The sequence below is a fragment of the Citrobacter sp. Cf088 genome, from assembly GCF_030334295.1.
GTDB classification, from domain to species: domain Bacteria; phylum Pseudomonadota; class Gammaproteobacteria; order Enterobacterales; family Enterobacteriaceae; genus Citrobacter; species Citrobacter freundii.
Map to the genome: position 1 here is coordinate 123,191 of NZ_JAOWEE010000040.1, position 20,438 is coordinate 143,628.

General features: G+C 53.6%; 21 protein-coding genes and 1 pseudogene. 6 read left to right on the plus strand and 16 right to left on the minus strand.

The annotated features are described in order from the left end of the window. The 9 genes from ugpE to livK form a co-directional block, all read right to left on the minus strand. A complete protein-coding gene (ugpE, locus tag OGV71_RS05895; protein WP_003837843.1) occupies positions 1–846 on the minus strand; it encodes a sn-glycerol-3-phosphate ABC transporter permease UgpE in 846 nt (281 codons plus the stop codon). Next, entirely contained in the window at positions 843–1,730 is an 888-nt protein-coding gene (gene ugpA, locus OGV71_RS05900) for a sn-glycerol-3-phosphate ABC transporter permease UgpA (RefSeq protein ID WP_032937238.1), read from the minus strand. Before ugpA ends, ugpE begins: the two co-directional genes overlap by 4 nt. Before the next feature lie 100 nt (positions 1,731–1,830). Further along, entirely contained in the window at positions 1,831–3,147 is a 1,317-nt protein-coding gene (gene ugpB, locus OGV71_RS05905) for a sn-glycerol-3-phosphate ABC transporter substrate-binding protein UgpB (RefSeq protein WP_003023445.1), read from the minus strand. 246 nt (positions 3,148–3,393) lie between these two features. Then, on the minus strand, positions 3,394–3,675 hold the full coding sequence (locus OGV71_RS05910) for a hypothetical protein (protein ID WP_003023442.1): 282 nt from the start codon (positions 3,673–3,675) through the stop codon (positions 3,394–3,396). A gap of 102 nt (positions 3,676–3,777) precedes the next feature. Further along, complete coding sequence (gene livF / locus OGV71_RS05915; protein WP_003827581.1) at positions 3,778–4,491, minus strand: high-affinity branched-chain amino acid ABC transporter ATP-binding protein LivF; 714 nt, start codon at positions 4,489–4,491, stop codon at positions 3,778–3,780. Between the two features lie 17 nt (positions 4,492–4,508). Further along, positions 4,509–5,276 (minus strand): high-affinity branched-chain amino acid ABC transporter ATP-binding protein LivG, encoded by a 768-nt coding sequence (gene livG / locus OGV71_RS05920; protein WP_003023438.1) that lies wholly within the window; start codon positions 5,274–5,276, stop codon positions 4,509–4,511. Beyond that, positions 5,273–6,550 carry a branched chain amino acid ABC transporter permease LivM gene (gene livM, locus OGV71_RS05925; protein ID WP_003023436.1) on the minus strand — a complete coding sequence of 426 codons (1,278 nt, stop codon included), beginning with the start codon at positions 6,548–6,550 and terminating at the stop codon, positions 5,273–5,275. The genes livG and livM overlap by 4 nt, the downstream gene beginning before the upstream one ends. Next, positions 6,547–7,473 (minus strand): high-affinity branched-chain amino acid ABC transporter permease LivH, encoded by a 927-nt coding sequence (livH, locus tag OGV71_RS05930; RefSeq protein WP_003023435.1) that lies wholly within the window; start codon positions 7,471–7,473, stop codon positions 6,547–6,549. Before livH ends, livM begins: the two co-directional genes overlap by 4 nt. A gap of 61 nt (positions 7,474–7,534) precedes the next feature. Beyond that, positions 7,535–8,644 (minus strand): high-affinity branched-chain amino acid ABC transporter substrate-binding protein LivK, encoded by a 1,110-nt coding sequence (gene livK / locus OGV71_RS05935; RefSeq protein WP_003023433.1) that lies wholly within the window; start codon positions 8,642–8,644, stop codon positions 7,535–7,537. A 423-nt stretch (positions 8,645–9,067) separates the two neighbouring features. On the opposite strand from livK, the gene panM reads away from it, so the two are divergent. Then, complete coding sequence (gene panM / locus OGV71_RS05940) at positions 9,068–9,451, plus strand: aspartate 1-decarboxylase autocleavage activator PanM (protein ID WP_003023430.1); 384 nt, start codon at positions 9,068–9,070, stop codon at positions 9,449–9,451. Then, a pseudogene (locus OGV71_RS05945) lies at positions 9,436–9,562 on the plus strand (hypothetical protein). The gene panM and the pseudogene OGV71_RS05945 overlap by 16 nt, the downstream one beginning before the upstream one ends. A gap of 83 nt (positions 9,563–9,645) precedes the next feature. Here the strand turns inward: OGV71_RS05945 and livJ are convergent. The 5 genes from livJ to ftsY all read right to left on the minus strand — a co-directional run bounded on the left by livJ (position 9,646) and on the right by ftsY (position 15,377). After that, a complete protein-coding gene (livJ, locus tag OGV71_RS05950; protein ID WP_003023428.1) occupies positions 9,646–10,749 on the minus strand; it encodes a branched chain amino acid ABC transporter substrate-binding protein LivJ in 1,104 nt (367 codons plus the stop codon). Between the two features lie 269 nt (positions 10,750–11,018). Continuing rightward, complete coding sequence (gene rpoH, locus OGV71_RS05955) at positions 11,019–11,873, minus strand: RNA polymerase sigma factor RpoH (RefSeq protein ID WP_003023425.1); 855 nt, start codon at positions 11,871–11,873, stop codon at positions 11,019–11,021. Between the two features lie 255 nt (positions 11,874–12,128). Further along, complete coding sequence (ftsX, locus tag OGV71_RS05960) at positions 12,129–13,187, minus strand: permease-like cell division protein FtsX (protein ID WP_003837835.1); 1,059 nt, start codon at positions 13,185–13,187, stop codon at positions 12,129–12,131. Beyond that, the gene (ftsE, locus tag OGV71_RS05965) at positions 13,180–13,848 is read right to left on the minus strand and encodes a cell division ATP-binding protein FtsE (RefSeq protein ID WP_003023420.1); all 669 of its coding nucleotides are present in this window, start codon (positions 13,846–13,848) and stop codon (positions 13,180–13,182) included. The genes ftsX and ftsE overlap by 8 nt, the downstream gene beginning before the upstream one ends. 2 nt (positions 13,849–13,850) lie before the next feature. Next, positions 13,851–15,377: a signal recognition particle-docking protein FtsY gene (gene ftsY, locus OGV71_RS05970; protein WP_071696364.1), complete on the minus strand. Its 1,527-nt coding sequence runs from the start codon at positions 15,375–15,377 to the stop codon at positions 13,851–13,853. Positions 15,378–15,653: 276 nt separating this feature from the next. Between ftsY and rsmD the strand changes: the two genes are divergently transcribed. Together rsmD and OGV71_RS05980 are read left to right on the plus strand one after the other, a co-directional pair. Continuing rightward, positions 15,654–16,250: a 16S rRNA (guanine(966)-N(2))-methyltransferase gene (gene rsmD / locus OGV71_RS05975; RefSeq protein WP_003837832.1), complete on the plus strand. Its 597-nt coding sequence runs from the start codon at positions 15,654–15,656 to the stop codon at positions 16,248–16,250. Then, positions 16,240–16,515, plus strand: coding sequence for a DUF1145 family protein (locus tag OGV71_RS05980; protein ID WP_003023415.1), 276 nt, complete (start codon positions 16,240–16,242; stop codon positions 16,513–16,515). The genes rsmD and OGV71_RS05980 overlap by 11 nt, the downstream gene beginning before the upstream one ends. A gap of 100 nt (positions 16,516–16,615) precedes the next feature. Here OGV71_RS05980 and OGV71_RS05985 read toward each other — a convergent pair whose 3' ends face one another. Further along, positions 16,616–16,975, minus strand: coding sequence for a DUF2500 domain-containing protein (locus OGV71_RS05985; RefSeq protein WP_003023413.1), 360 nt, complete (start codon positions 16,973–16,975; stop codon positions 16,616–16,618). Between the two features lie 141 nt (positions 16,976–17,116). On the opposite strand from OGV71_RS05985, the gene OGV71_RS05990 reads away from it, so the two are divergent. Both OGV71_RS05990 and zntA read left to right on the plus strand, forming a co-directional pair. Then, the gene (locus OGV71_RS05990) at positions 17,117–17,743 is read left to right on the plus strand and encodes a lysoplasmalogenase (RefSeq protein ID WP_003827558.1); all 627 of its coding nucleotides are present in this window, start codon (positions 17,117–17,119) and stop codon (positions 17,741–17,743) included. A 74-nt stretch (positions 17,744–17,817) separates the two neighbouring features. Continuing rightward, a complete protein-coding gene (gene zntA / locus OGV71_RS05995) occupies positions 17,818–20,016 on the plus strand; it encodes a Zn(II)/Cd(II)/Pb(II) translocating P-type ATPase ZntA (protein WP_003837820.1) in 2,199 nt (732 codons plus the stop codon). A 93-nt stretch (positions 20,017–20,109) separates the two neighbouring features. Here the strand turns inward: zntA and tusA are convergent, their stop codons facing one another. After that, positions 20,110–20,355 (minus strand): sulfurtransferase TusA, encoded by a 246-nt coding sequence (tusA, locus tag OGV71_RS06000; protein ID WP_003023404.1) that lies wholly within the window; start codon positions 20,353–20,355, stop codon positions 20,110–20,112. Positions 20,356–20,438 lie beyond the last annotated feature (83 nt).

A 20,438-nucleotide genomic window follows, 5' to 3' on the forward strand; every position in this document is an offset into this window, starting at 1 on the left:
TTATTTCTCACTATCCACTAAACCACGCACAAACGCGCGCTGCATGGCTAACACGATGATTACCGGAGGGATGAGCGTCAGCAGCATGGCGGCCATTACCTGGTTCCACTGCGTGGTGCCTTCACCGGTGGCAATCATGCCTTTGATGCCCGCCACCGCAGTGCCCAAATTGACGTCGGTAATAATTAACAACGGCCACAGATACTGGTTCCAGCCGTAGATAAAGGTGATGACGAACAGCGCCGCCAGATTGGTTTTTGACAGCGGTAGTACGATATCGCGGAAAAAACGCATTGGTGACGCGCCGTCAATACGCGCCGCCTCAACCAGTTCATCCGGCAGGGTCATAAAGAACTGACGGAACAGGAAAGTCGCTGTCGCAGATGCCATCAACGGCAGCGTCAGACCCGCATAGCTGTCGAGCATCTTCAGGTTGGCGATCACTTCTACCGTCGGGAAAATACGCACCTCAACCGGCAGCATCAGGGTGATAAAAATCATCCAGAAGAACAGGTTGCGCAGCGGAAAGCGAAACCAGACGATGGCAAATGCGGAAAGCATAGAGACAGTAATTTTCCCTACCGTAATGCTGAACGCCATGATGAAACTGTTGAGCATCATCAGCCAGAACGGCGCGCTGTTGACGCCCACGCCGTTGACCCAGATGTATTTCATGTTTTCCAGCAGCTGCGAGCCGGGAACCAGCGTCATCGGCGTCTCAAACACCGCTTTGTTGTCCAGCGTCGCCGCGACAAACGCGACGTACAACGGAAACAGGATCACCATGATCCCCATAATCAACATGGCATGGCTGAATATTGTCAGCCCACGACGGTTCTCAATCATTGGTAACGCACCTTACTTTCCACATAGCGGAACTGCACCACCGTCAAAATAATGACCAGGAACATCAGCACCACCGATTGTGCAGCGGAAGAAGCCAGATCCAGCCCGACAAAACCTTCGCGATAGATCTTATAAATCAGCGTCGTGGTCGCCTGTACCGGCCCGCCTGCAGTGGCAGCATCAATCACCGGGAAGGTGTCAAAGAAGGCATACACCAGATTCACCACCAGCAGGAAGAAGCTCACCGGGGCAATGAGCGGCAGCGCCAGTTTAAAGAAGCGGCGAACCGGCCCCGCACCGTCAATCGCGGCGGCTTCGATCAGCGAGCGAGGAATAGACTGCAGTGCGGCAAAGAAGAACAGGAAGTTGTAACTAATCTGCTTCCAGACCGACGCAAACACCACCAGGAACATTGCCTGACCGCTGTTTTGCGCATGGTTCCAGTCATAGCCAAACTCACCGAGAAAATGGGTAATCAGCCCGCGCCCTGGGTTAAACAGGAAGATCCACAATACGGCGGCAACGGCGGGCGCAACGGCGTAAGGCAACAGCATTAACGTTTGGTAAAAACGGCTGCCGCGCACCACGTAATTCACCAACGCCGCAAAAAATAACGACACCAGCAGACCGCTTAGCGTGACTAACGTACTGAACTTAATGGTGGTCCAGAATGAGTCGAGGTAGTACGGGTCATGAAACAGCGCGACAAAGTTTTCCAGTCCGACAAACTGGCTGGAAAGACCAAACGGATCAACGGATTGTAGCGAGTACCACAGCGCTTCACCGGCAGGCCAGATAAAGAAAATAACGGTGATAACCAGCTGCGGAGCCACCAGTAAATAGGGAAGCCAGCGCGAACGGAACACCGGACGGGATGAGGACATGGAAGTTTGATTCCTGAACAGCGCCGGATGGCGCTACGCTTATCCGGCCTACGCGCATTTGTAGGCCGGGTAAGGCGCAGCCGCCACCCGGCATTTCACATTACGATTTGGTCGATTGCTCAAAGCGGCGCAGTAACTGATTGCCACGCTCAACGGCGGCATCCAGCGCCTGCTGCGGGTTTTTCTTCCCGGTCCAGACGCTTTCTAGCTCTTCATCCACAATGGTACGGATCTGCGGCATGTTGCCCAGACGCAGCCCTTTGGTGAACGGCAACGGCGGCTTGTTCAGCATCTGGCGGGTGGCGATATCAGCCCCAGGGTTCTTATCATAGAAGCCCTGCTCACGGGTCAGGTCGTAGGCAGCTGTGGTGATCGGCAGATAGCCGGTCTTCTGATGCCATTCGGCAGCAATTTCAGGCTTCGCCAGGAAGTTGAGGAACTTCGCCACGCCTTCGTAGGTGGCTTTGTCTTTGCCCTGCATCACCCAAAGACTGGCCCCACCGATAATTGCGTTCTGCGGCGCGCCCTTCACATCGGCATCGTACGGCATCATTCCGACGCCATAGTTGAATTTCGCGTAATGGCGGATATCAGCCAGCGAACCGGAAGAGGCGGTGGTAATGGCACAATCCCCGTTATAGAACTTCTCAGTGGATTCGTCCTTACGCCCGAAGTAGCTGAAATCGCCTTTTTTGTTCAGCTCTTCCAGCAGAGCGATATGTTTTACCTGTTCCGGTTTATTGAACTCCAGCACCGCGTCAGTACCGTCAAAACCGTTGTTTTTGGTAGCGACCGGCAGACCGTTCCAGGCACTGAAGTTTTCAATCTGAATCCACCCCTGCCAGCCGCTGGCGTAACCGCACTTCATGCCTGCCGCTTTCAGCTTCGCGGTGTACTCCGCCAGGTCCTGCCAGGTTTTCGGCGGCTGCTCAGGGTCTAAACCAGCTTTTTTAAAGGCATCTTTGTTGTAGTACAGCACCGGAGTGGAGCTGTTAAACGGTTGAGAAAGCAAATGTCCGCTTTTAGAGTCGGTGTAATAACCAGAAACCGTCGGTACGAACTGAGACTCATCGAAGTTGATGCCAGCCTCTTTGAATACTTCATAGACCGGTTTAATGGCTTTCGAAGCCATCATCGTTGCCGTACCCACTTCATAAACCTGTAGCAGCGCAGGCGCGTTTCCGGTACGGAAAGCGGCAATTCCTGCACTCAGGCTCTGCTCGTAGTTGCCTTTGTACTGCGGAACAATTTTGTAGTCGGGATTGGCGGCATTAAAACGTTGCGCCAGAGAATCAACTTCTTTACCCAGTTCGCCTTCCATTGAGTGCCAGAATGGGATGGTGGTGACCGCCAGTGCCTGACCTGCAAACGCCAGGCTAAGTGCCAGTCCTAAAGCTGTATGTCGTAACGATATCATCGGTTATCTCTCTTGTTGTGCCGGATGCGCGATATCACGCGTTTTATGCTCGCGGGGGTAACATGACATGCTCGAATGACAGAAAAATAACTTTTTTATTACAAAAAAAAGATAGTAAGGCGACAAACAGATGGCAAGGCGGTGAAAGCGTAGTGACAGGAAAATGCGGAGTGGTGCACAACAAAGCCGGGTAGCGGTATGCCTTACCCGGCCAGGATGGCGTTATCTGTTGCTGCAGGAGAAAGATTAATCTCTGCGCCAGCGTCGTTCGTACTCATTCTGTAAACGCTGCTGCTCTCGTCGCTCACGTTCACGTTGGATATCTGATTTATCATCTTCCCAGCCCGGGCATACCGAGCTGGTAAACACTTCGCAGGGCGAGTCGGATTGCGCTAACGGGTTGTCCGATTTCTCTTCCCAGATTGCGGGATCGCGCGGGTCAAACGCTGGCGGTGTCGAGGCCAGGGTAGTTAAAGAAAGCGTCAAAAACAAACTGCCAATCATCATGCAGGTACCTGAACGAATCATCCTTTCTCCATGTTCATTTTTTATTATTGATAACTATTCTCAATAATAACATAGCGCAATAAAAAGGGGCCACAGCGGGCCCCTTGTCTATTCAGAGAATGATTAACCGCCCAGATACGCACTGCGCACCGCTTCGTTAGCCAGTAGCGCATCGCCAGTGTCTTCCAGCACCACATGACCGTTTTCCAGCACGTAGCCGCGATCGGCGAGCTTCAGCGCCTGGTTAGCGTTCTGTTCGACAAGGAAGATGGTCATCCCCTGCTCGCGCAGTTGCTCAATGGTGTTAAAGATCTGCTGGATGATAATCGGCGCCAGACCCAGCGATGGTTCATCAAGCAGTAGCAGCCTCGGCTGGCTCATCAGCGCACGGCCTATCGCCAGCATCTGCTGTTCACCGCCGGACATCGTTCCCGCACGTTGAATACGACGCTCATGCAGGCGAGGAAACAGGTCATACACCCACTTGATGCGTTCCTGAAACTGGTCTTTCTCGGCAAAGAAACCGCCCATCGCCAGGTTCTCTTCCACCGTCATACGGGAAAACACGCGACGCCCTTCCGGCACAATCGCTACCGCTTCGCGCATGATTTTCGCCGTCTGCCAGTCGGTAATGTCTTTACCATCAAAGACGATTCGCCCGCTGGTCGCTCGCGGGTCACCACACAATGTGCCGAGCAGCGTGGTTTTTCCCGCGCCGTTGGCACCAATCAGAGTAACGATTTCACCCTGGTTGATATACAAGCTGACGTCATGCAGCGCCTGTATCTTGCCGTAGTGGGCGTTGACTTTGTCGAACGATAACATCGCCTTATCCATATTAATCCTCGCCCCCATTATGCTTCACCTAAATAGGCGCGGATAACATCCGGGTTATTACGAATCTGTTCCGGCGTCCCATTCGCCAGCGGCGTGCCCTGGTTCACCACGTAAATACGATCGGAAATCCCCATCACCAGCTTCATGTCGTGCTCAATCAACAAAATGGTGGTGTTGTGATGGTTACGCAGTTCAGCAATCAGCTCGTCCAGCTCTTTGGTCTCTTTCGGGTTGAGTCCCGCAGCGGGTTCGTCGAGCATCAGAATTTCCGGCTGGGTCACCATGCAACGGGCAATCTCCAGACGACGTTGATCGCCATAGGCCAGGTTACTCGCTTGACGGTTGGCGTGCTCCAGCAAACCAATACGCTCCAGCCAGGTGGCGGCGCGATCCAACGCTTCACTCTGCGCGCGACGGAACGACGGAGTTTTCAACAGGCCGGAGAAGACGCCGGTTTTCAGTTGCTGATGTTGCGCCACCAGCAGGTTTTCAATCACTGTCATTTCGCGAAACAGACGTACGTGCTGGAAAGTACGCACCACGCCCATACGCGCGATTTGCTGACCCGGTAGTCCTTCCAGGTGCTGGTCGCGCAGCTTAATCGTCCCGCCGGTCGGCTTATAAAAACCGGTCAGGCAGTTAAAGACCGTGGTTTTTCCCGCACCGTTTGGCCCGATTAACGAGACAATTTCCTGCGGTCTCAGTTCCAGTTCGACGTTGTTTACCGCCAGCAGACCGCCGAAGCGCATCATCAGGCCGTTAACGGATAATAATGGCTGACTCATGCCTGCTCTCCTTTTGCTTCCCCGTTTTTCAGCTTCAACTGTGGACGGGTCATCGGCAACAAGCCCTGCGGACGCCAGATCATCATCAGCACCATCAAACCACCCAGCATTAACATGCTGTATTCATTGAAATCACGCATCAGCTCGCGTGACACTACCAGCAGGATGGCCGCGAGGATCACCGCAAACTGTGAGCCCATTCCGCCCAATACCACAATTGCCAGCACAAAGGCCGACTCGGCAAAGGTGAAGGATTCCGGGCTGACAAACCCCTGGCGCGCGGCAAACAGCGTACCGGCAAAACCGGCAAACGCGGCGCTGATGGTAAAAGCGGTCAGTTTGATGCGCGTAGGGTTTAAGCCCAGCGAGCGACAGGCAATTTCATCTTCACGTAGCGCTTCCCACGCACGGCCCAACGGCATACGCAGCAGACGGTTAATCACAAACAGCGAGAAGACCACCAGCAGCAGCGCCACCAGATAGAGGAAAATGACGCGGTCAGAGGGATCGTACTTGACGTTAAAGAAGTTGCTGAAGGTATCCCAGCCGCCTTCACGGGCGGTACGGCTAAACTCCAGACCGAAAAAGGTCGGTTTCGGGATCTGGCTGATACCGTTCGGGCCACCGGTCACTTCGGTGTTGTTGAGCAGCAGGATACGGACGATTTCACCGAAGCCTAAGGTCACAATAGCCAGATAATCACCGCGCAGGCGCAGTACCGGGAAGCCGAGCAGGAAGCCCGCAGCAGCGGAAACCAGCCCCGCCAGCGGCAGACAGGTCCAGAAGCCGAGTCCGTAATAGTGGTTCAGCAGCGCGAAGGTGTAAGCGCCAATGGCATAAAAGCCGCCGTAGCCCAGCACCAGCAGGCCGGAAAGCCCCACCACCACGTTTAAGCCGAGGCCGAGGATGATATAAATCATCGTCAGCGTGGCGATATCCACCGTACCGCGCGAGACCATAAACGGCCACGCCACGGCAATCACCAGCAACGCCACCAGGAACAGCTTCTGTTTAACGGTGGAGCCGTCAATCGCTGGCAGAATAAACTTCGGTCCGGAGACGCTCTTCAGGCCCTTCTGGAAAGCTGGACGCAGCAACTGAAAGAGGAAGACCACGCCAGTACCAATAAACACCCACTGCCAGCGAATATCCGCCGCGGAATCCACCACCAGTTTGGTGCCGTCAAGCTCTAACTGAACGCCCATAAAGACGCCCGCCAGGACGAAGAACATGGCGGCAGAGAGCAGCGCCATTGCAAAATGCATCGGTTTCATACTTTCTCTACCTCCGGGCGACCCAGAATACCGGTCGGCATCACCAGCAGCACCAGAATCAGCAGCGCGAATGAAACGACGTCTTTGTATTCAGTACTCAGATAAGCAGAGGAGAGCGCTTCCGCGACGCCCAGAATCAGGCCGCCGATCATCGCCCCAGGAATGCTGCCGATGCCGCCAAGCACCGCTGCGGTAAAGGCCTTCATCCCGGCCATAAAGCCGATGTACGGGTTAATTACGCCATAGAATTGACCAAGCAGCACGCCCGCGACCGCCGCCATTGCCGCGCCAATCACAAAGGTCAGCGCAATCACGCGATCGGTGTTGATGCCGAGCAGGCTGGCCATTTTCAGGTCTTCCGCGCAGGCACGGCAGGCGCGCCCCATACGGGAGTAACGGATAAACAGCGTCAGCGCCAGCATCGCCAGGAAGGTTACAATCCAGATAACCAACTGCATGGTGGTGATGGAAGCAGAGAAGTTTTCGCTACTGCCAACGGTCCACTGCCCATTAAACAGGCTGGGCAGTGCCACATCGCGCGAACCTTCCGTCAGGCTGACGTAGTTTTGCAGGAAGATGGACATCCCGATAGCGGAAATCAGCGCGATCAGGCGCTTAGAGCTGCGCACGGGTCGATACGCCACGCGTTCAATGCTCCAGCCGTAGGCGCTGGCAATCACAATCGCGCCAACGAAGCCCGCCGCGACCAGTAGCCAACTGGAATCAATGCCCATCATCATTAGCGCAGCGATGATCATAAAGGAGACATAGCTGCCGATCATATACACCTCGCCATGGGCGAAGTTGATCATGCCGATAATGCCGTACACCATCGTGTAACCGATGGCGATCAGCGCGTAGGTGCTTCCCAGCGTGACGCCGTTAAACATCTGCTGCAAGAAATAGAGGAACTGCTCGGACATAAGGTAACCTTTTTATACCCGCCCATTTTACACGGGCGGTGGGATAACTCGTCTTCAGGTATTACTTCGCGACGGTCGATGAACCGTCCGCATGCCACTGGAAGACACCAAACTCAAATCCCTTCAAATCGCCTTTTTCGTCCCATTTCAGCGGCCCAATCACGGTATCAGCCCCGTGTGCTTTCAGATCTTTCACCAGGTCCAGCGGCTCTTTGCTACCGCTGCGATCCATTGCTGTCGCCAATGACTGGACGGCTGCATAAGTGATCCACACGTACGGTCCAGTTGGATCTTTCTTGTCAGCTTTGAGCGCATCGACGATAGCTTTATTCGCCGGATCCTGGTCATAGCGTTTTGGCATGGTCACCAGCATGCCCTCAGCGGCATCACCAGCAATGTTAGACAGCGACGCATTGCCGACGCCCTCTGGTCCCATAAACTGGGTTTTCAGCCCGACAGAACGTGCCTGGCGCAGCATTTGCCCCATTTCCGGGTAGTAGCCGCCGTAATAAACAAAGTCGATATTTTCTTTTTTCAGGCGAGCGATCAGCGCAGAAAAATCTTTTTCCCCGGCGGTGATACCGTCAAAGAAAACGATGTTGGCTTTGCCCGCTTTCAGGCTGTCCTGCACTGAACGCGCCAGGCCTTCACCGTATTGCTGTTTATCGTGAATGATGGCAATGCGCTGCGGCTTCACCTTCTCCAGAATGTATTTCGCGGCGGTCGGCCCTTGAGAGGAGTCCAGGCCCGCTGTACGCATAATGTGAGCGTAACCGCGCTGGGTCAGTTCCGGGTTTGTGGCGCCCGGAGAAATCATCAGAATGCCTTCATCTTCATAGATATCTGATGCGGGCTGCGTGGAAGATGAGCACAGATGTCCAATAACATACTGAATGCCGTCATTGACGATTTTGTTCGCTACCGCAACGGCCTGTTTCGGATCGCAGGCGTCGTCATATTCCACAGCGACCAGTTTGTCGCCTTTGACCCCGCCTTTGGCATTGATATCTTTAATGGCCTGACGTGCGCCATTAAATTCCATATCACCCCACTGCGCGACCGGACCTGACATCGCGCCGACAACAGCGACCTTGATATCTTCCGCCATGACCGCGTGTGACATTGCCAGTGCTATCACCCCTGCGATGATTGTTTTCGCATTCCGTTTCATTACCTGAATCCCCATTCGTGACGTAATTAATATTTTGTATTTATGTGGTTAAAAAGCAGTCTGTGCTTTTTTTGAACTGCACTATTTTTACCAGTCTCATTAATGGTTTAGCGCAGTCATTTAAGCAAAATCAGGCTAAAATCTCTATTTTTCAGTCGATTAAGAAAAGATAATATTCTGCTTTTCACTATAGATAAACAAAAAAAAGCACGTTTGTCAGCATAAAATAACGGTACAAAGAGCCGAATAAAATGCTGCATTCCAGGGTATTATTCTGCCTGTTTTTCAATCTCTACGGTTTCAAACTGTCATTACTGTTGTTACAAAATTATTAATCTGGTTATTCACATAAAAAAGAGAAAGCATCCGGGCGAATTATTTCGGTACACTCATTCCATCTTTTGTGATTTGGACATGCTGTTAATGAAGCTGACCATCGTTCGTTTAGATAACTTTAGCGACCAGGACCAGATTGATCTGGGCAAAATCTGGCCGGAATATTCCGCCTCATCATTAAGCGTAGATGAAACGCACCGGATCTACGCCGCGCGCTTTAACGAGCGTCTGTTAGGCGCAGTTCGCGTAACCCTGAGCGGCACGCAAGGCGCATTGGATTCCTTGCGCGTACGCGATATCACCCGCCGCCGCGGCGTCGGGCAGTATTTGATCGAAGAAGTGATCCGGGAAAACTCTGACGTGAGTTCATGGTGGATGGCCGACGTCGGCGTTGAAGACCGCAGCGTGATGGCCGCGTTTATGCAGGCGTTAGGGTTTACGGCCCAGGAAAATGGCTGGGAAAAAAGATAAAAAAGCCGGATGGCGCTGACGCTTATCCGGCCTACATGCTGGGAGAAAAAATAAAAAACCACCTCGCAATTTTCCAAGAATTTCGCGCTGCAGGAAGGCGGCAAGTTATGAAGTCCCCGGGAGCTTACAGAAGTAAGTGACCGGGGTTGAATAACGTAGCCAACGCACCTGCAGCGCGAAAGGCGCCAGGAAAATTACTTAGCGTCTGTCGCCGTACCATTCGCATGCCAGTCAAACACGCCGAATTCGAAGCCCTTCAGATCGCCCTTCGCATCCCATGACAGCGGCCCCATTACGGTTTCCACTGAGTTTGCTTTCAGGTATTTGGCAATTTCAGCCGGGTCGTCAGACTGGTTCAGACCGGCCTGCAAGGATTGCAGCGCGGCGTAGGTGGTCCATACGAATGCACCGCTCGGATCCTGTTTCTTGGCTTTGATCGCGTCCACAATCGGTTTGTTCGCCGGAACCTGATCGTAGTTCTTCGGTTTCGTTACCAGTAAGCCTTCTGCAGACTCACCCGCGATGTTAGACAACGACACGTTCGCTACCCCTTCTGGTCCCATAAACTGGGTTTTCAGACCCGCAGCGCGTGCCTGGCGCAGAATCTGCCCCATTTCCGGGTGGTAACCACCGTAGTAAACGAAATCGATATTCTCTTTCTTCAGACGCGCCACCAGAGTAGAGAAATCTTTCTCGCCAGCGGTGATCCCATCGAAGAACACCACGTCAGCGTTGGCTTTCTTGAGGTTGTCCTGCACGGAACGCGCCAGGCCTTCACCATACTGTTGTTTGTCGTGAACGATCGCAATGCGCTTCGGCTTCACTTTTTCAACGATATATTTGGCAGCAGTCGGGCCCTGATCGGAATCCAGACCGGTGGTACGTAACACCAGGTTATAGCCGCGCGCGGTCAGCTCCGGCGCCGTTGCCGCTGGGGTAATCATCAGAATGCCTTCGTCTTCATAGATATCTGACGCAGGCTGAGTGGAAGATGAGCACAGGTGGCCGATAACATATTTAATCCCGTCGTTGACCACTTTGTTAGCTACCGCTACCGCTTGTTTCGGGTCACAGGCATCGTCATATTTCACCATGACCAGTTTGTCGCCTTTCACGCCGCCTTTGGCATTGATATCTGCAATCGCCTGCTCTGCGCCAGTAAATTCCTGATCGCCATACTGCGCTACCGGACCGGACATCGCGCCGACGACAGCAACTTTAATATCCTTAGCAAACGCCATATTGCTCAAAGACAGGGCGATACATCCTGCCAATAACGCTTTACCCTTCATATTCATCCTGACAATCCCCATTATTGTGGTTATTACGTGTGTTGTGATGTTGTTGTTCAGCACTTTATTTCGATTATTGGATAGCCACCCGTGCTTTAGCAGCATACTCTGCTAAAACATACCCGATTTTTATTATTTTGGAATAGCTAAATTTGACATGCAGATAACAACTTGATGACAAAAAGCATAAACGTCAGGAGAGAGGGGGAGAGATAAAAACAAAAAACCCCGGATTTTCATCCAGGGTTTATCAGCATTTCCAGATCGGCTGAAGATTATGCTTCGATCGCCGCGCGCAATTTTTTCATGGCGTTCTTTTCAAGCTGACGAACACGTTCAGCGGAAACGCCGTAGCGATCGGCCAGTTCCTGCAACGTCGACTTGTTGTCTTCGTCCAGCCAACGAGCACGAATGATGTCCTGGCTACGCTCGTCCAGACCTTCCATTGCGTGGGTCAGTTTGTTCGCGGCCTGATCTTCCCAGTTATCTTCTTCAATGCCGTCGGCAAAGTTAGAAGATTTATCCTGCAGATACAGCACCGGGGCCATCGGCTGGCTGTCAGACTCATCGTCTGAAGACATGTCAAACGTCATGTCCTGCGCCGCCATACGGGATTCCATTTCGCGCACGTCTTTGCTGGAAACACCCAGCTCGCGAGCAACCATTTCAACTTCATCCTGGTTAAACCAGCCCAGACGCTGCTTGGTTTTACGCAGGTTAAAGAACAGCTTACGCTGCGCTTTAGTGGTCGCGACTTTAACGATACGCCAGTTACGCAGAACGTATTCGTGGATCTCAGCTTTGATCCAATGCACAGCGAAGGAAACCAGGCGCACACCCACTTCCGGGTTGAAACGGCGCACGGCTTTCATCAGGCCGATATTACCTTCCTGAATCAAATCCGCCTGCGGCAGGCCATAGCCCGCATAATTACGAGCAACATGAACAACAAAGCGCAGGTGAGACAGGATCAGCGTTTTAGCTGCTTCCAGATCGCCCTGGTAATGCAGCTTTTCAGCCAGTGCCCGCTCCTCGTCAGCCGACAACATCGGCCACGCGTTCGCAGCCCGGATGTAAGACTCCAGGTTACCAACAGGGGCTAAAGCTAAATTTTGCATTTCTTTGGTCATTCAAATCCTCTCAATCTTTTCATCTGGCGCATTGGCTAAAACCAATAGCAACAACCATGCCAGAGCTTATGAGCAACGAGAATATCATTCAATCTTTTATCAGACAGTGATTTTATCCACAAGTTCCATGTCGTAATGTGTATAGATTACGCACAAAATGTGACATCACAATGAATACGCCGGGAAGAGATCACAGGGACTCTTTCCCTGCAGAGCGAACTACTCAGTGCAGGGAAAGATTATACCAGAGATTTTTTAATCGGGGGTAAAGTGGCGTAAATGTTGAACCGTGGCAAGCCAGGCTGCCACCCAGCCAATCATCGAGCACACCAGCAGCAATAACAGACATTCATCGAATGATAAACCATTGATATCAAACTTGGTTCCAAATACCTGTGCCACTTCAGTTACCGCTGACGACAGACGCATCACCAAAATTTCTGACAAAATCAGTGAAAGAAATGCACCGGAAAAACCGAGCAGTGCCCCGCCGTAGAGGAACGGACGCAGGATAAATCCATCCGTCGCGCCAATCAGTTTTTGCACGTTAATGGTATCGCGACGCGCAAAAATACTCAGACGCACGCTGTTACCGATGACGAGGAAGACCGCCGCCACCATCAGCACGCCAATCATCGCGGAAACGCGTCCGACAAGGCCCGTCAGCGCCGCCAGGCGAGCGAACCAGCTGTCATCCATCCGCACTTCATCAATACCGTTGATTTGTGCGATGCGGTCACGCAACGTGTTTAGCGACTCCGTACCCTGGAAGTCCAGTTTCGGGATCACCACCGCCACGGCCGGCAGCGGGTTCTCTTCCAGCATATCCAGCGCACCGCCAAATCCAGACCAGTTACGGAATTCGCCCAGCGCGTCGTCACGGGAAAGATAATTCACTTTCTCCACGCCCTGCTCGGCCTGCAACTGACCAACCACCCGCGCCGCCGCATCATCATCCAACGTTTTTTGCAGGTAAACGGTGATCTGCGGGGACGGATAATACTGACTTGCTGCATGGTTTACGTTCTTATAAACCATGTAGCACACGCTTGGCAGCGTCAGGGAGATGGCAATAACCATCACCGTCAGGAACGTCGCCAGCGGCTTGCTTTTCAGGTCCTGTAACGCGCCCTGGAACGCATAACGTACCTGCTCATTAAAGACATTGGTTTTACGCGAGTTCGGCTTTGGCGCGGCCTTCGCACGCTTAGGCGCGTTGCGACCGCCATCACCCGGCGCACCGCCCGATTTACGAAAGCGATCCAGTCGGCCACCGAACTGTTTGATTTGGTTAATAGCGTCACGTCTATTCATGCGCCAGGCCTCCATGCAGATGTCCATCGCTCAGAACCATTTGGCGATAGGAGCGACGGGAGATCAGGCCAATATCGTGCGTGGCCATTAATACCGTGACCCCGACGCGGTTAAACTCTTCGAACAGGCGCAGGATCCCTTCCGACAGCGCGTCATCCAGGTTCCCCGTTGGTTCATCCGCCAGCAACACCGCTGGTTTATTCACCACCGCACGGGCAATGCCGACGCGCTGTTGTTCACCGCCGGAGAGCTGAATCGGGAAGTTTTTCGCTTTGTCCAACAGCCCGACCTTATCCAGCGCCGCTGACACGCGACGACGAATATCGTCCCCGCTGGCGCCCGCGATGATCAGCGGGATTGCCACGTTATCAAACACGGTTCTATCCATTAGCAGGTGGTGATCCTGAAAAATCATGCCAATCTGACGACGCAGAAACGGCACTTCGCGGTTTTTCAAACGGCTGATGTCATGCCCGCTAAAGTAGATTTTCCCGGCGCTGGGCCGTTCAATTCCACAAATCAGCTTCAGCAGGGTACTTTTCCCCGCGCCGGAGTGGCCGGTCAGAAACGCCATCTCGCCAGGCTGCATATGGAAGGTCACTCCCTGCAGCGCTTGTCTCCCACCGAGATAGGCCTTGCTGACATGTTCAAAGCGAATCATTGTTAATCCTCTCGGGCAAAAAGTGCCTCTATAAAATCGTCCGCTTTAAACGGACGTAAATCCTCGATACGTTCGCCCACACCGATATAGCGGATAGGGATGCCAAACTGATCGGCAACCGAGAAGATAACCCCGCCCTTCGCCGTACCATCCAGCTTGGTCAGAGTGATACCGGTTAAGCCCACCGCTTCATGGAACAGTTTGGCCTGGCTTATCGCATTCTGCCCGGTGCTGGCGTCGATAGTCAGCATAACTTCATGCGGCGCATCTTCGTCCAGCTTCTTCATGACGCGAACGATTTTTTTCAATTCTTCCATCAGGTGCGATTTATTCTGCAAACGCCCTGCGGTATCAGCGATCAGCACGTCTACGTTACGCGCCTTCGCCGCCTGGATGGCATCAAAGATAACGGACGCGGAATCCGCACCGGTATGCTGAGCAATCACCGGGATATTATTACGCTGACCCCAGACCTGCAGCTGTTCTACCGCCGCCGCACGGAAAGTATCGCCCGCCGCCAGCATTACTGATTTACCCTGCTGCTCAAACTGACGCGCCAGCTTACCAATAGTGGTGGTTTTGCCCACACCGTTGACGCCAACCATTAAGATAACAAATGGTGTTTTGCCCTCAACATTCAGCGGTTCGTCAACCTTCGCCAGAATCTCGCCCATCTCTTCTTTCAGCAGGCCGTACAGCGCTTCCGCATCTTTAAGCTGCTTGCGGCTGGCACCTTCTGTCAGATTCGCAATGATCTTACGGGTCGTTTCTACGCCCACATCGGCGATCAGCAGCTGCTCTTCCAGCTCTTCAAACAGATCATCGTCGATCTTTTTACCACGGAACAGACTGATAAATCCGGAACCGAGGTTTTCTTTTGTTTTCAGCAGGCTGCGTTTCAGACGCGCAAAGAAACCTTCTTTGGTTGGTTTTTCCTGCTCCTGGACCACCTCTTCTTCTACCGGTTCTTCTACAGCAGGTTCTTCTACCGGCGCCACCATAACCGCTTCTTCAGCAGCCTCAGCGGCCAGCGCCTGGGCTTCCAGCTCTTCGTCGGTCAGTTGCGGCTCGTTTTCAGCTTCTTCTTCAGCCGCCTCAACGATTTCCACGGTTTCCGCTTCGGCCTGCCACTCTTCGGCAGAAACTTCTTCGGTTTTCACCTCTTCCGGCAGCGGCAATTCTTCGCGTTCGATAACCACCGCCGCTGGCGTTTCCACTACAGTTTCAGCAACGGGTTCAGCAACCGGCTCAATTTCCGGCTGCGCTTGTTTGGCGACAGGTTCTTCTTCCGGCTGCAGTTTCTCAATTTCCGCAACCTGTTCAGTTACTTCAACGACTTCAGCAGCAAAGGCTTGCGTTTCCGCCTCGCTACGGGTTTCCTCGGCGCGCGGCTGTTCGTCAACGACGGTAGTTTCTTCAGCAACCGGTTGTTGTTCTTCGTTTTTTACTTCTGTCTCGTTTTCCGGTGCCTGCTCTTTTTGACCAAAGCCCAGCCAGGAAAAAAAGCCACGTTTTTTCTCTTTCGCCATTTGCGACTACACTCCCCCGCTGTTGCTTCATGGCACAGCGTCAACGCTATGTACATAGCAGCTAAAAAAATGATGAAATAGTCTATCACTTATACCCAATGAATTTCGAGTTACGTCAAGGCGGCAAGCGCACGAATCCCGATGAGCTTACTTTTAGTAAGTGATTCGGGTGAGTAAGTGCAGCCAACGAAGAGGTAACTTGAAAAGCGACGGGTTAACTTAACTCACATCACCGCCTGGAATGACATGCTATAGGCGGATTGAGCAATAATAGAAATGAAAAAACCGAATCACTCTGGTAGCGGCCAGATCCGCATTATTGGCGGGCAATGGCGTGGCCGTAAACTCCCGGTTCCGGACAGCCCCGGCCTGCGTCCGACCACCGACCGTGTGCGCGAAACGTTGTTTAACTGGCTGGCCCCGGTAATGGTCGATGCTCACTGTCTGGACTGCTTCGCCGGCAGCGGCGCGCTGGGGCTGGAAGCCCTCTCTCGCTATGCGGCAAATGCGACGCTTCTGGAGATGGATCGCGCGGTATCTCAGCAGCTACAAAAGAATCTCGCCACGCTGAAAGCCTCCCATGCCCGCGTCGTCAATACCAATACGCTGACATTTTTGGCTCAGACGGGTACGCCGCATAACGTGGTATTTGTGGATCCGCCGTTTCGCAAAGGGTTACTGGAAGAAACATTAACACTTCTGGAAACTCATGGCTGGCTGGCAAATGAAGCGTATATTTACGTTGAAAGCGAAGTAGAAAACGGTTTGCCGCCGGTTCCGGTGAACTGGTCGCTATACCGTGAGAAAGTTGCCGGACAGGTCGCCTATCGCCTGTACCAACGTGAAGCACGAGGAGAACACGATGTTGATTAACCTGGGACGCCTGCTGATGCTGTGCGTCTGGGCATTTTTACTACTGAATATTTTCCAACCCTTTCCACGCCCGCTTAACATCTTCGTTAACGTCGCACTGATATTTATGGTGCTGATGCATGGCATGCAGCTGGCGCTGCTAAAAAGCACCATGCCTAAAGATGGCCCGCAGATGACCAACGGAGAGAAAATCCGTATTTTTCTGTTCGGCGTCTTTGAGCTACTGGTGTGGCAGAAAAAGATTAAAGATCAGTTGAAGAAGTAACTGCGATCTTTTCGCCCGGCGGCACGTTGCGAGCCGGGGCGAAAAAATCTGTAGGCCGGATAAGGCGTAAGCCGCCATCCGGCATCAGTCAGATGACACCTTAGCGTTCAAGCGTAAAATCAACAAAACGCGAACCTTTGTAACTTAGCGTGCCTTTATCCCCGACCGTTAGCGCATGGTACTGCTGAGCATCCAGACGAAACGTCTGCTCCAGGCCGCCGTTTTGTGGCTTAAAGCTGGCTTCATAGCGCATGCTGGTTCCCGCCGGGCTCACTTCCTGTTGACGGGATCGTCGATCGTTAAGCGGTTTTTCCCGTTTGTTACTCACCACCACCTGCTTTTGCACCAGCGGCGCCGCATCATTATCGGCTTTTTCACGCCGCTGCTGAACAAAGCGAAACGACGCGGCGACAACAATTAAGATAATGATAACAATGAAAAAAAGTGGTGGTTTGCTCATAGTATTAACCCATCAGAAAATGCGGAAATAAGCATACATTGCCCGTTATGGTGTTGTCATCTGGCAGTGTCGACCTCTACACTGGACAGTAGAGCCGTAAGCACCCCGCTTACGAAAAAATAACGAATTCAAGGAACTAAGATGCTTTGGTCGTTTATCGCTGTCTGCCTTTCCGCATGGTTGTTCGTGGATGCTTCCTATCGTGGGCCCGCCTGGCAACGCTGGGTCTTTAAACCCCTGACGTTACTCCTGCTGGCGCTGCTGGCCTGGCAGGCGCCAATGTTTAACGCTATCAGTTACCTGGTGCTGGCTGGTCTGCTGGCCTCGCTGCTGGGCGATGCGCTGACGCTATTGCCGCGCCAACGCCTGCTGTACGCAGTGGGGGCATTCTTCCTGTCGCATCTGCTGTATACCATTTACTTCGCCAGCCAAATGACGCTGTCGTTCTTCTGGCCTTTGCCGTTGGTGCTGGTAGTACTGGGGGCGTTGCTGATCGCCGTGATCTGGACGCGTCTGGAAGAGTTGCGTGTCGCTATCTGCACCTTTATTGGCATCACGCTGATGATGGTCTGGATGGCTGGCGAACTGTGGTTCTTCCGCCCGACCGCTCCGGCGCTGTCGGCATTTATGGGCGCATCGCTCCTGTTCATTGGCAATATTGTTTGGCTGGGTAGCCATTACCGTCGTCGCTTTCGCGCCGATAACGCCATTGCCGCCGCCTGCTACTTCGCCGGACATTTCCTGATTGTTCGTTCGTTGTATCTTTAAAACGCTTGACTCTGGAGTCGACTCCAGAGTGTATCCTCCGGTTAATACGAAATGATTATCAACCGGAGGATGCCATGTCGACACCTGATACCAGTGGCAAAAAGGCCCCACAATTTTCTTCTTTCAAACCAGCGCCTGCGCCACAAAAGGCGGATGACTGCTGCTGCGAAGGAAGCTGCTCCACTACACCGCCCGTATCCGATACCGTACTAGGTACCCGCTATTCCTGGAAAGTGGCAGGCATGGACTGCGCAGCCTGCGCCCGCAAAGTAGAGAATGCGGTCCGCCAGGTCAGCGGCGTCAACCAGGTCCAGGTTCTGTTCGCCACTGAAAAACTGGTGGTCGATGCCGGTTCCGATATCCGCCAGCAAGTTGAAAACGCGGTGCAAAAAGCAGGCTATACCCTGCGCGATGAGCACGCGACGGACGCCGCCCCCGAGTCACGTTTTAAAGAAAACCTACCGCTGATTTCGCTGATTATCATGATGGCGATTAGCTGGGGGCTGGAGCAGTTCAATCATCCCTTCGGTCAGATAGCGTTTATCGCCACCACGCTGGTCGGTCTGTATCCCATTGCCCGTCAGGCCCTGCGTCTAATGAAAACCGGCAGCTACTTTGCCATTGAAACATTGATGAGCGTGGCCGCCATTGGTGCACTGTTTATCGGCGCGACGGCGGAAGCCGCCATGGTGCTGCTGCTGTTTTTAATTGGCGAACGCCTGGAAGGATGGGCCGCCAGCCGTGCCCGTAAAGGGGTCAGCGCACTGATGGCGCTCAAACCGGAAACCGCCACGCGCCTGCGTAACGGCGAGCGCGAAGAGGTGGCTATCAATACCCTCCGGCCTGGCGATGTTATTGAAGTTGCCGCGGGTGGGCGTTTACCTGCCGACGGCAAACTGGTTTCCGGTTTTGCCAGCTTTGATGAAAGCGCCCTGACCGGCGAATCGATCCCGGTTGAACGCGCCACCGGCGAGAAAGTCCCGGCAGGTGCCACCAGCGTGGACCGTCTGGTTACGCTGGAAGTGCTCTCCGAACCGGGCGCCAGCGCCATTGATCGTATTCTGAAGCTGATTGAAGAAGCGGAAGAACGTCGCGCCCCCATTGAGCGCTTTATTGACCGTTTCAGTCGAATTTACACTCCAGCCATTATGGCGGTTGCGCTGCTGGTCACCCTCGTACCGCCGCTGCTGTTTGCCGCATCCTGGCAGGAGTGGATTTATAAAGGACTGACGCTGCTGTTGATTGGCTGTCCTTGCGCACTGGTGATTTCAACCCCCGCAGCCATTACCTCTGGCCTTGCCGCCGCGGCGCGTCGTGGAGCGTTAATCAAAGGCGGTGCCGCGCTGGAACAGTTGGGTAGAGTCACACAGGTGGCGTTTGATAAAACCGGCACCCTGACCATCGGTAAACCGCGCGTCACAGCGATTCATCCGGCAAGCGGTATTGGTGAAGCTGAACTGCTGGCACTGGCGGCAGCAGTAGAGCAAGGTGCGACACACCCGCTGGCACAAGCGATTGTCCGGGAAGCACAAACACGCGAACTGACTATTCCTGTCGCAAGAGAGCAACGGGCTCTGGTTGGCTCTGGAATTGAAGCGCTGGTCGACGGCGAGCGCGTGCTGATTTGCGCCGCCGGTAAGCAGCCTGCTGATGCCTTTGCCGGGCAGATAAGCGAGCTGGAAAGCGCGGGCCAAACGGTGGTGCTGGTGCTGCGTAACGATACTGTACTCGGCGTGCTGGCCCTACAGGACACGCTGCGCGACGACGCTCGCAACGCTATCGCCGAGCTTGATCAGATTGGCGTGAAAGGCGTGATCCTGACCGGTGATAACCCGCGTGCAGCGGCCGCCATTGCCGGTGAACTGGGTCTCGAATTTAAAGCAGGACTCTTGCCGGAAGATAAGGTGCAGGCCGTTACCCATCTCAACCGACAATCGCCGCTGGCGATGGTTGGCGACGGTATCAACGATGCTCCGGCAATGAAAGCGGCTACCATCGGCATTGCGATGGGAAGCGGTACCGACGTCGCGCTGGAAACCGCCGATGCCGCCCTGACCCACAACCGCCTGCGCGGTCTGGTGCAAATGATTCAACTGGCGCGGGCCACCCACGCCAATATTCGCCAGAACATTGCGATTGCGTTGGGCCTGAAGGGGATTTTCCTCGTCACCACGCTGCTCGGGATAACCGGATTGTGGCTGGCAGTGCTGGCCGATACGGGGGCAACGGTACTGGTGACCGCTAACGCGCTGCGGTTGTTACGTAAAGGATAGTTTTTTGCCGGATGACGGCGTGGCCTTATCCGGCCTACGGGTTACACATTCTTTGTAGGCCGGATAAGCGTTAGCGCCATCCAGCAAACAAAACTAGTGACCTTTACGCAGCAGATAGCGGTACGGCAGCGAGTCGGTCTCTTTGGCCACCAGCTCATGCTCCATAAAGGTACAGAAGCCAGGAATATCGCGGGTTGTTGCCGGATCGTCGGCGACAATCAGCAGTGTTTCACCGGCCTGCATGCCACGTACGGTTTTACGCACCATCATCACCGGTTCCGGGCAGCGCAGTCCCTGGGCATCAAGAGTATGGTCGGGGGAAGTAAACAGGTCGCTCATCGTCGTCTCATTCATACAAAAACGGCGTTATTTTACGCTCTGTTGTGGCGTAAGCCAATCAGGTTAACGATTGCGTGAAAAAC

Bases quoted from the DNA above. Each gene is read 5' to 3' on its own strand.
- ftsE (WP_003023420.1), bottom strand. From the start codon at position 13,848: ATGATTCGCTTTGAACATGTCAGCAAGGCCTATCTCGGTGGGAGACAA.
- zntA (WP_003837820.1), top strand. From the start codon at position 17,818: ATGTCGACACCTGATACCAGTGGCAAAAAGGCCCCACAATTTTCTTCT.
- ugpE (WP_003837843.1), bottom strand. From the start codon at position 846: ATGATTGAGAACCGTCGTGGGCTGACAATATTCAGCCATGCCATGTTG.
- ugpA (WP_032937238.1), bottom strand. From the start codon at position 1,730: ATGTCCTCATCCCGTCCGGTGTTCCGTTCGCGCTGGCTTCCCTATTTA.
- rsmD (WP_003837832.1), top strand. From the start codon at position 15,654: ATGAAAAAACCGAATCACTCTGGTAGCGGCCAGATCCGCATTATTGGC.
- ugpB (WP_003023445.1), bottom strand. From the start codon at position 3,147: ATGATATCGTTACGACATACAGCTTTAGGACTGGCACTTAGCCTGGCG.
- OGV71_RS05990 (WP_003827558.1), top strand. From the start codon at position 17,117: ATGCTTTGGTCGTTTATCGCTGTCTGCCTTTCCGCATGGTTGTTCGTG.
- livF (WP_003827581.1), bottom strand. From the start codon at position 4,491: ATGGATAAGGCGATGTTATCGTTCGACAAAGTCAACGCCCACTACGGC.
- livM (WP_003023436.1), bottom strand. From the start codon at position 6,550: ATGAAACCGATGCATTTTGCAATGGCGCTGCTCTCTGCCGCCATGTTC.
- livK (WP_003023433.1), bottom strand. From the start codon at position 8,644: ATGAAACGGAATGCGAAAACAATCATCGCAGGGGTGATAGCACTGGCA.
- rpoH (WP_003023425.1), bottom strand. From the start codon at position 11,873: ATGACCAAAGAAATGCAAAATTTAGCTTTAGCCCCTGTTGGTAACCTG.
- tusA (WP_003023404.1), bottom strand. From the start codon at position 20,355: ATGAGCGACCTGTTTACTTCCCCCGACCATACTCTTGATGCCCAGGGA.
- livJ (WP_003023428.1), bottom strand. From the start codon at position 10,749: ATGAATATGAAGGGTAAAGCGTTATTGGCAGGATGTATCGCCCTGTCT.
- panM (WP_003023430.1), top strand. From the start codon at position 9,068: ATGAAGCTGACCATCGTTCGTTTAGATAACTTTAGCGACCAGGACCAG.
- OGV71_RS05910 (WP_003023442.1), bottom strand. From the start codon at position 3,675: ATGATTCGTTCAGGTACCTGCATGATGATTGGCAGTTTGTTTTTGACG.
- OGV71_RS05985 (WP_003023413.1), bottom strand. From the start codon at position 16,975: ATGAGCAAACCACCACTTTTTTTCATTGTTATCATTATCTTAATTGTT.
- ftsX (WP_003837835.1), bottom strand. From the start codon at position 13,187: ATGAATAGACGTGACGCTATTAACCAAATCAAACAGTTCGGTGGCCGA.
- livH (WP_003023435.1), bottom strand. From the start codon at position 7,473: ATGTCCGAGCAGTTCCTCTATTTCTTGCAGCAGATGTTTAACGGCGTC.
- OGV71_RS05980 (WP_003023415.1), top strand. From the start codon at position 16,240: ATGTTGATTAACCTGGGACGCCTGCTGATGCTGTGCGTCTGGGCATTT.
- ftsY (WP_071696364.1), bottom strand. From the start codon at position 15,377: ATGGCGAAAGAGAAAAAACGTGGCTTTTTTTCCTGGCTGGGCTTTGGT.
- livG (WP_003023438.1), bottom strand. From the start codon at position 5,276: ATGAGTCAGCCATTATTATCCGTTAACGGCCTGATGATGCGCTTCGGC.